Origin of the sequence: Dactylosporangium siamense, assembly GCF_016862795.1 — a bacterium.
Lineage (GTDB): Bacteria > Actinomycetota > Actinomycetes > Mycobacteriales > Micromonosporaceae > Dactylosporangium > Dactylosporangium siamense.
Genome location: NZ_BONQ01000209.1, coordinates 1 through 8,767 on the forward strand (window position 1 = coordinate 1; position 8,767 = coordinate 8,767).

Here is an 8,767-nt window from a genome sequence, read left to right on the forward strand (position 1 = left end):
TGCCCCACCGCAAGCGGCGGGTCCCGCGCGGGGGTTCCCACCCCCCGCGAACCCCCATGCGCCGCTTCGCGACGCACTCAAGCCGAATGTCAGCGGCTCGAGCCGACCAGTTCTCGCTCGTGTGCGGGTGTCGCGGGCGGCACCTCGCGGCGGCGCATGAAGCGCGGCGCCCACCAGTTGGCGTTGCCCAGCATCGTCATCAGCGAGGGCAGGACCACCGCGCGGATGATGGTCGCGTCGAGCAGGATCGCGGCGGCCAGGCCGACCCCGAGCTGCTTCATGTCCACCGTGCTCAGCGTCGCGAAGATGGAGAACACCGCCACCATCACGATCGCCGCGCTGGTGACCACGCCGGCCGAGCCGGTGATGCCGTGCGCCACCGCGTCCCGGGTCGACATGCCCTGCTTGACCGCCTCGCGGATGCGGCTGACGACGAAGACGTGGTAGTCCATCGACAGGCCGAACAGCACCACGAAGAGGAACAGCGGCAGCCACGACACGACCGCGTCCATGGACTTGAAGCCCAGGATGCCCTCGGCCCAGGTGCCCTGGAAGATCAGGACGACCAGGCCGTAGGAGGCGCCGGCGGAGAGCAGGTTGAGCGCGATCGAGGTGACCGCGACGACCACCGAGCGGAACGTGAACGCCATCACCAGGAACGTCAGCACCAGCACGAAGCCCACGACCAGCGGCAGCTTGTGCTTGACGTGGTCGGCGTAGTCGACGTCGGCCCCGACGAAACCGCCCACCGCGGCCTCGGTGCCCGCGACCTTGCCGACGGTCTGCGGCACCATGACCTCGCGCAGCCGGGTCAGGGACTCCTTCGCCTGATCGGAGCGGCCGGCGAACGGGGTGGCGACGTCGAGCACCGCGACCGTGCCGTCGGCGGAGACCTCGATGTCCGGGGCCTCATCCAGCGGCGCGAACAGCGGGTCGGCGGCGGCCCGGTTGGCCAGCTCGGCCAGCGCGGCCTTCGTGGCGTCGAGCTGCCCGGCCGGGACGCGGACGGCGATGGTGTGCACGGTGCCGTTGCTCGGGTACGCCTTGACGAGCCGGTCGTAGGCCTGCATCGCCGGTGTGGTGCGCGGCAGGTCCTCCATGCCGGGGAAGCTCAGCCGCATGGTCAGGGCCGGCGCCGCGAGGGCCAGCAGGGCCAGGACCGACACGGTGAGGGTGATCGCCGGCTTGCGCAGGGCGGGCCGGAGGATGAAGCCCCAGACCTTGGACTGGCCCTCTGACGCGGCGCGGGGCCGGGTGAGGCGCCACAGCACCGGCACGCGGGGCCGGTCGATCCAACGGCCCAGCTTCGACAGCAGCGCCGGCAGGACGGTCAGCGAGCCGATCACGGACACCAGCACGACCAGGATCGAGCCGACGGCCAGGGACGAGAAGACCACGTCGCCGGCGAGGAACAGCCCGGCCATCGCGATCGTCACGGCGATGCCGGAGACGACCACGGCGTGCCCCGAGGTCTCCGCCGCGATCTCGACGGCGTCGAGGTGGTTGCGGCCCTTCGCCCGCTCCTCCCGCTCGCGGCGCAGGTAGAACAGCGAGTAGTCGACGCCGACGGCCATGCCGATGAGCAGGATGACGCTGGCGGTCGTGTCGGTCGACGGGACCAGGTGCGAGGCGAGCGTCGACAGGCCGAGCGCGGCCGCGACCGACATCAGCGCGAGGAGCACCGGCACACCGGCGGCGATGAGCGCGCCGAACGCGACGATGAGGATCGCGAACGTCACCGGCAGGCTGAGGAACTCGGCCCGCTGGAAGTCCTTGCCGAGGGTGTCGTCCATGGCCTGGCCGATGGACTCGCCGCCGGTCTCCTCGACCCGCAGCTCCGGATGGGCCTTCTGCACGCCCGCGGTGGCGTCGAGCAGCTTGCCGACCCGCTCCTGGGCGGTCTCGGGGTCGCCGCTCATGGTGACCCGGACCAGCAGCGCGCCGCCGTCGTGCGAGGGCAGCGGGTCGCTCACGGAGGCGACCTCGGGCAGCGCCTTCATGGCGGCCGCCACGTCGGCGGCGGCCTTGTCGGCGGCGCCGCGGTCCAGCTGGCCCGACAGCGGCGTGATGAGCACGCTCTCGGTCGCCGGGTTGTCGAACTTGCCGTCGTTGACGATGACGTCGGCCCGGCCGGACTCGCCGATGGCCTGGTCGGAGTTGCTCGCCTCGACGGTCCCCGCCATGTTGCCGCCGACGAAGCAGACAGCGACGAACACGACCCACAGTGCGATTGCGCGCCAAGGGTGCTCCGCGCTCCAGCGCGCCACCCGTACGGTAACTGGTCTCTTCTCCACGTAGAGAGACGCTATGGACGCGCGGCGCCGGAAACATCCGGGCTGCACCCGACTCACACCCGGATTCGCGCCGTGGGGGTTTTCCCCGAGGCCGAATTCCTCAACCCCCGCTGGGCGGCGCCGATGGCTCTAACGAGCAAGGATCGCTCATCGCAGCAGCCAGGGACCGGCGACACACCGCAAGCGCCACCGATTTCCGGTGGACGGGAGGTTCCCTGCCGTGTTCGAGGACGTCACGTCGGTCACCCTGCACAGCGCCCTGACGGGGCTGGCCAAGCGGCAGCGGGTCATCGCCGACAACATCGCCAACATCGAGACGCCCGGCTTCCTCGCCGGGAAGGTGTCGTTCGAGGACTCGCTGCTCAATGCCGTCGAGGCGGGCACGCCGAAGGACGCGACGATCGCCGTGGCCCGCTCGATGGAGCCGACCCGGGAGGACGGCAACAACGTCAACCTCGACCACGAGGTGCTCTCCAACATCGACACCGGTCTGCGGTACCAGACGATGCTGCGCGGGGTCGACGACAAGTTCGTGCTGCTGCGGACCGCGATCAGGGGCTGACGATGACCATCTTCAGTGCGATCGGCATCGCCGGCACGGGCGTGACCGTCTACCGCAAGTGGCTGGACGCGATCTCCGACAACGTCGCCAACATGAACGACGCCGCGCCGACCTCCGGCCAGGTGTTCCGCGCCCGCTACGTGCAGGCCCGCGCCGTCGACTACGGCACCGGGGAGGGTGGCGTGGTCGTCGCCGGCACCGCGCTCGGCGACCCCAAGGGCCGCCTGGTCTTCGAGCCGGAGAACCCCCTGGCGGACCACGAGGGCTACGTGAAGTACCCCGACGTCGACCTCGGCTCACAGATGACGCAGATGATCATGGCGCAGCGCGGCTACCAGGCGAACCTGACCGTGGTCGACCGGGCGAAGGACGCGTACCAGGCCGCGATCCAGATCGGGAAGGGCTGATCATGACCGTCACCGCCGTCGGGGCGGTCAACGCCCTCCCCGCCCTCGCGCCGATCTCCACGTCCGACGCGACCGGGCCCTCGACGTCCGGCGCCGACTTCGGTGCCATGGTCGCGCAGGGCCTCCAGCGGCTCCAGCAGGTGCAGCAGACCGCCGACGACCTCGCCGTGCAGGCCGCCACCGGCCGGCTCACCGACGTGCACGACTACATGATCGCGGCGACCGAGGCGAGCCTCGCGACCAACCTGACCGTCGCCGTGCGGAACAAGGCCCTCGAGTCCTTCAACGAGATCATGAGGATGCAGGCCTGATGCGCGAACGGCTCACCGCGCTCCTGCAACGGGGGAAGGACGGCTGGAACGCGTTCACCCCCGGGCAGCGGGTGGTCACCATCGTCGCGGTGCTGGCCCTCGCGATCGGCGGCTACTTCTTCGCGACCTGGGCCGGCAAGCCGACCATGGCACCGCTGTTCTCCAACCTCGCGGCCAGCGACGCCAGCGCGATCGTCGACAAGCTCAACGCCGACGGCGTCACCTACTCCCTGTCCGACGGCGGCAGCACCATCAACGTGCCCAGCGACCAGGTGTACAACCTGCGGATCTCGATGAGCGGCGCCGGCCTGCCCGCCTCCGGCGACGCCGGGTATGCCCTGCTCGACAAGCAGGGCATCATGACCAGCGAGTTCATGCAGCAGGTCACCTACCGCCGGGCCCTGGAAGGCGAGCTCGGCAAGACGATCGAGGCGATCAACGGCGTCAACAAGGCCACCGTGCACCTGGCGATCCCGCAGAAGGACGTCTTCACCGACGACCAGCTGGCGCCGACCGCGTCGGTGCTCGTCGACACCGGCACCAAGGCGCTGCCCAACGGCGCGGTCACCTCGATCGTGCATCTGGTCTCCTCCAGCGTCGAAGGGCTCGAACCGACCGCGGTCACCGTCGTCGGCGCCAACGGCAAGGTCCTGTCCAGCTCCGGCGACGGCCCCGGCTCGTCCCCGGACGGGCAGTCCGGGCAGACGTCGGCCTACGAGCAGCGGCTCAACACCGCGCTGCAGAACATGCTCGACACCGTCGTCGGCCCGGGCCACTCCGTCGTGCAGGTGACCGCCGACCTCGACTTCGACGCGACCGAGACCAAGACGCAGAAGTACGTCGCGGACCCCGCCGTGCCCCCGCTGTCGGAGTCGAAGACCTCCGAGCAGTACACGGGCGGCAACGGCACCCCCGTCGGCGGCGTCCTGGGCCCCGACAACATCCAGGTGCCCAACGGCACCGGCGCCGGCGGCGACGGCACCTACCAGCAGTCCACGGAGACCCGCAACAACGCGGTCGGCATGGTCACCGAGACGAAGAAGTCGGCCCCCGGCGCGGTGAAGAAGCTCGCCGTCGCCGTCATCGTCGACAGCTCCGCGGCGAAGATCGACGAGGCGCAGCTGCAGCAGCTGGTCTCCTCCGCCGTCGGCCTCGACGCGACCCGCGGCGACCAGATCGCGGTCAGCTCGATGGCGTTCGACACCACCAAGGCCGAGGCGGAGAAGAGCGCCGCCGCCGACGCCGCCAAGGCCGAGCAGGGCGAGCTGCAGCAGAAGTACATCCAGATGGGCCTGATCATCCTGGCCCTGCTGATCCTGCTGATCGTCGCGGCGATCTCCGGCCGCCGGCGGCGCAAGGCCGAGAAGGCGAAGCTCACCGACCAGCAGAACGCGGCCCTGGAGGAGATGCAGGCGGCGATCGAGGCGGCCCGCGCGAAACTGGCTCTGGAGGGTCAGGGCGGCATCGGCGGCGCCCACGCCCTGGAGGGCGCCGGCGGCCCGGGCGAGGAGTTCGACCGTGACGGCCGCTTCCGCGACATCACCCAGATGGTCGAGAAGCAGCCCGACGAGGTGGCCCAGCTGCTGCGCGGCTGGCTCGCCGACCGCCGCGGCTGAGGCACCATGACCACTGGGGAGATGACCGGGCTGCGCAAGGCGGCCATCCTGCTCGTGCAGATGGGCAAGGAAGACGCGGCGAAGATCATGTCGCATCTCCGGGAGGCCGAGGTCGAGGAGCTGACCGCCGAGATCATGCGGCTGGGGCAGGTCGAGGGCGACGTGGCCGACGTGGTGCTCGAGGAGTTCCACGACATGGCGACCGGTCACCGCTACGTCGGTCAGGGCGGGCTGGACTTCGCCCGGGACCTGCTGGAGGCGTCCCTCGGCCGGGAGCGGGCCGGTGAGATCGTCGGCCGGCTCAACACGGTCTTCATGGACGTGCCGTTCGGGTTCCTCGGCCAGGCGGACCCCCGCCAGCTGCTGTCGTTCCTGCAGGACGAGCACCCGCAGACGATCGCGCTGGTCCTCGCGCACATGACCGCGACGCAGGCGTCGCAGATCCTCGGCGGGCTCGCCCCGGAGCTGCAGGCGGACGTCGCGCACCGCATCGCGGTCATGGACCGCACCTCGCCCGACATCATCCGCAAGGTCGAATCGACCCTGGAACGCAAGATGTCCTCGGTGCTGCAGCCCAGCGACCTGTCCGCCGTCGGCGGTCTCGAGCCGCTCGTCGAGATCATCAACCGGACCGACCGGGCCACCGAGCGGCTGATCCTCGAAGGGCTCGCCGGGCGCAACCCCGAGCTGGCGGAGGAGATCCGCTCGAAGATGTTCATGTTCGAGGACATCGTGTCCCTGGACGACCGGTCCATCCAGCTCGTGCTGCGCCAGGTCGAGACCAACGACCTGGCCACGGCGCTGAAGGGCGTCCGCGACGAGGTCCGCCAGAAGGTCATGAAGAACCTGTCCGAGCGCGCCGCGGAGAACCTCGGCGACGAGATCGAGATGCTCGGCCCGGTCCGCCTGCGCACGGTCGAGGAGTCCCAGGCGAAGATCGTCCAGGCGATCCGCACCCTGGAGGAGTCGGGCCAGATCACCATCCGCCGGGGAGACGACGATGAGTTCGTCGGCTGAGTACCCCCTGGCGTTCCCGCCGCCGCCGAAGAAGCGGGCGGGCACCCCCCGGCCGGCGTTCCCGCCGCCGCCCCCGCCACCACCGACCCCGGCGACCCGGGCGTTCCCGCCGCCGGAGGCCCCGGCCACCGTCCGGTACGGCGAGAACGTGCTCACCGACGACCGGGCGGACGCCGCGCCCTCCGCCCGCTTCGACGTCGACCTGCGGGACCGCGAGGCGTTCCCACCGGAGCTCGTCGCGCAGGTCCGGGCCGAGGCGGAGGCCGCCGGCTACGCCGCCGGATGGGCGCAGGGCCGGCGGGAGGCGCGCGCCGGGGCCGAGGCGGAGGCCGCCCGGGTCGCCGCCGAGGCCGCCGAGATCGCCGACCTGCACCGACTGCGCGTCGAGCGGGCCCTGCAGGCGATCGGCGCGGCCGCCGGCGCCCTCGAGCGCCGGGCCGTGCCCGCCGCCCAGGACCTCGAGGACCAGATCGTGGCGACGGCGTTCGCGCTGGCCGAGGCGGTCCTCGGCCGGGAGCTGCGCACCGCGACCGAACCCGGCCGGGAAGCGCTGGGAAGGGCCCTCGCGCTCGTGCCGTCGACAAGTCCGGTGACGGTCCGGCTCAACCCGGCGGACCGGCTGACGATAGGACAGACGGAACTGGTCATGGACGGCCGCACGGTGTCCCTCGTGGACGACCCGGGCCTCGGACCGGGTGACGCCCTCGCGCTGTGCGACGCCACGACGGTCGACGCCCGGCTGGGCCCGGCCCTCGACCGGGTGCGGGAGGTGCTCGAACAGTGACGTCGTCGCTCCAGCAGCGCATCGCCGCCGCCCGCCAGGCCGCCAACCCGCGCGTCACGGGCCGGGTCAGTTCGATCGTCGGCCTGTCGGTCACCGTCGCCGGGGTCCACGGCCGCGTCGGCGACCTCGTCGAGATCGGCCCGCCCGGATCGGCGGTGCCGGCGGAGGTCGTGTCCATCGACGGCGACCGGCTCGCCTGCCTGCCCCTCGGCGCGCTCACCGGCATCGGCGCCGGCAGCCCCGTGCGCGGGACCGGCTCACCGCTGGAGATCGCCGTCGGCCCGCAGCTGCGCGGCCGCATCCTCGACGGGCTCGGCCGCCCGATGGACGGCGGGCCGCCGCTCACCGGCCTGGAGCGGGTGACCGTCGAGAACGACGCGCCCGACGCCCTCGCCCGCGGCCGCGTGCAGGAACCGCTGTCACTCGGGGTGCGCGCGCTGGACACCCTCGTGCCGTGCGGCCGGGGGCAGCGCATCGGCATCTTCGCCGGGTCGGGGGTCGGCAAGAGCAGCCTCATGTCGATGATCACCAGAGGCACCGACGCCGAGATCTCCGTGATCGGCCTGGTCGGCGAGCGGGGACGCGAGGTCCGCGAGTTCATCGAGAACGACCTCGGACCCGAGGGGCTGGCCCGGTCGGTCGTCGTGATCGCGACGTCGGACCAGCCGCCGCTGGTGCGGTTGCGCGCCGGGTTCGTCGCGACCCGGATCGCCGAGTACTTCCGCGACGGCGGTCAGGACGTGCTGCTGCTGATGGACAGCCTGACGAGGACCGCGATGGCCCAGCGCGAGGTCGGCCTGTCCGCGGGTGAACCGCCCGCCACCCGTGGGTACCCGCCGAGCGTGTTCGCGCTGCTGCCCCGCCTGCTGGAGCGGGCCGGCCCGGCGCCCGTCGGCTCGATCACCGGCCTGTACACCGTCCTCGTCGAGGGCGACGACCACAACGAGCCGATCGCCGACACCGCCCGCTCGATCCTCGACGGCCACATCACCCTCGACCGGCGGCTCGCCACGTCCGGGCACTTCCCCAGCATCGACGTGCTGGAGTCGATCTCCCGGGTCGCGAACGCGGTCACCACCCGGGAGCAGCGCACCGATGCGACCGCCCTGCGGCGGATGCTCGCCGCCCACCGCGACGTGCGCGAGCTCGTCGAGATCGGCGCGTACGTGAGCGGCACCAACCCGGACGCCGACCGCGCCAAGGCGCTGTGGCCGCAGATCAACGACTTCCTGCGGCAGGACATGGACGACACCACCCCGGCTCCGCTGGCGTGGTCGATGCTGGATGCGCTGGTGAAATCCTGATGGCGAAGAACGGTTTCCGGCTGGGCGCGGTCCTGCGGGCCCGCAAGGCACAGGAGGACGCGGCGAAGGCGGCCGTCGTGCGCGCCCGCGGCGAGGCCACGTCGGCGCACGGCGCGGTGCACGCCCGCGAACGGGACCTGGACGGGCGGCGGGTCCCGGACGGGGCGACGTCGGCCGCGTTCGCCGCGACCCTCATGGCCCGGCAGGCGATCGCGGGCGCACTGTCCGCGGCGATCGGCGCGGCCTCCCTGGCCGACGAGACCGTCCAGGAACGGCTCGACGACCTCACCGACGCGGCCGTGCAGCGCCGCACCATCGAGAAGCTCCAGGAGCGGCACGACCTGACCCGCAAGCAGACGGCCGCCGCGATCGAGGCCAAGGCCGTCGACGACCTGACCACCGCCGCCGCCTTCAACCGCCGGGGGGATTCATGACCGACCAGCGAAGCGACTTGGGCCGGTCATCAGGAGGA

At 71.9% G+C, this 8,767-nt stretch carries 9 protein-coding genes; 8 read left to right on the forward strand and 1 reads right to left on the reverse strand.

The window, feature by feature from the left end; genetic code table 11:
- Nucleotides 1-89: 89 nt before the first annotated feature.
- Nucleotides 90-2,216, reverse strand: coding sequence for an MMPL family transporter (locus Dsi01nite_RS55770; protein ID WP_239137262.1), 2,127 nt, complete (start codon nucleotides 2,214-2,216; stop codon nucleotides 90-92).
- Nucleotides 2,217-2,514: 298 nt separating this feature from the next.
- Here Dsi01nite_RS55770 and Dsi01nite_RS55775 point away from each other — a divergent pair, with 298 nt between their 5' ends.
- From Dsi01nite_RS55775 to Dsi01nite_RS55810, 8 genes are read left to right on the forward strand one after another with little or no spacing between them, the layout of a single operon-like run.
- Nucleotides 2,515-2,856, forward strand: coding sequence for a flagellar basal body rod protein FlgB (locus tag Dsi01nite_RS55775; RefSeq protein WP_203854675.1), 342 nt, complete (start codon nucleotides 2,515-2,517; stop codon nucleotides 2,854-2,856).
- A 2-nt stretch (nucleotides 2,857-2,858) separates the two neighbouring features.
- Nucleotides 2,859-3,263 carry a flagellar basal body rod protein FlgC gene (locus tag Dsi01nite_RS55780; RefSeq protein ID WP_203854676.1) on the forward strand — a complete coding sequence of 135 codons (405 nt, stop codon included), beginning with the start codon at nucleotides 2,859-2,861 and terminating at the stop codon, nucleotides 3,261-3,263.
- Nucleotides 3,264-3,265: 2 nt separating this feature from the next.
- Entirely contained in the window at nucleotides 3,266-3,574 is a 309-nt protein-coding gene (gene fliE, locus Dsi01nite_RS55785; protein ID WP_239137264.1) for a flagellar hook-basal body complex protein FliE, read from the forward strand.
- Complete coding sequence (gene fliF, locus Dsi01nite_RS55790) at nucleotides 3,574-5,190, forward strand: flagellar basal-body MS-ring/collar protein FliF (protein WP_203854677.1); 1,617 nt, start codon at nucleotides 3,574-3,576, stop codon at nucleotides 5,188-5,190. Before fliE ends, fliF begins: the two co-directional genes overlap by 1 nt.
- 6 nt (nucleotides 5,191-5,196) lie before the next feature.
- Nucleotides 5,197-6,207: a flagellar motor switch protein FliG gene (gene fliG / locus Dsi01nite_RS55795; protein ID WP_203854678.1), complete on the forward strand. Its 1,011-nt coding sequence runs from the start codon at nucleotides 5,197-5,199 to the stop codon at nucleotides 6,205-6,207.
- Nucleotides 6,191-6,991, forward strand: coding sequence for a FliH/SctL family protein (locus tag Dsi01nite_RS55800; protein WP_203854679.1), 801 nt, complete (start codon nucleotides 6,191-6,193; stop codon nucleotides 6,989-6,991). The genes fliG and Dsi01nite_RS55800 overlap by 17 nt, the downstream gene beginning before the upstream one ends.
- Entirely contained in the window at nucleotides 6,988-8,295 is a 1,308-nt protein-coding gene (locus tag Dsi01nite_RS55805) for a FliI/YscN family ATPase (protein ID WP_203854680.1), read from the forward strand. The genes Dsi01nite_RS55800 and Dsi01nite_RS55805 overlap by 4 nt, the downstream gene beginning before the upstream one ends.
- Nucleotides 8,295-8,729 carry a flagellar FliJ family protein gene (locus Dsi01nite_RS55810; protein WP_203854681.1) on the forward strand — a complete coding sequence of 145 codons (435 nt, stop codon included), beginning with the start codon at nucleotides 8,295-8,297 and terminating at the stop codon, nucleotides 8,727-8,729. Before Dsi01nite_RS55805 ends, Dsi01nite_RS55810 begins: the two co-directional genes overlap by 1 nt.
- Nucleotides 8,730-8,767 lie beyond the last annotated feature (38 nt).

Bases quoted from the DNA above. Each gene is read 5' to 3' on its own strand.
- Dsi01nite_RS55800 (WP_203854679.1), top strand. From the start codon at position 6,191: ATGAGTTCGTCGGCTGAGTACCCCCTGGCGTTCCCGCCGCCGCCGAAG.
- fliE (WP_239137264.1), top strand. From the start codon at position 3,266: ATGACCGTCACCGCCGTCGGGGCGGTCAACGCCCTCCCCGCCCTCGCG.
- Dsi01nite_RS55780 (WP_203854676.1), top strand. From the start codon at position 2,859: ATGACCATCTTCAGTGCGATCGGCATCGCCGGCACGGGCGTGACCGTC.
- Dsi01nite_RS55810 (WP_203854681.1), top strand. From the start codon at position 8,295: ATGGCGAAGAACGGTTTCCGGCTGGGCGCGGTCCTGCGGGCCCGCAAG.
- fliG (WP_203854678.1), top strand. From the start codon at position 5,197: ATGACCACTGGGGAGATGACCGGGCTGCGCAAGGCGGCCATCCTGCTC.
- fliF (WP_203854677.1), top strand. From the start codon at position 3,574: ATGCGCGAACGGCTCACCGCGCTCCTGCAACGGGGGAAGGACGGCTGG.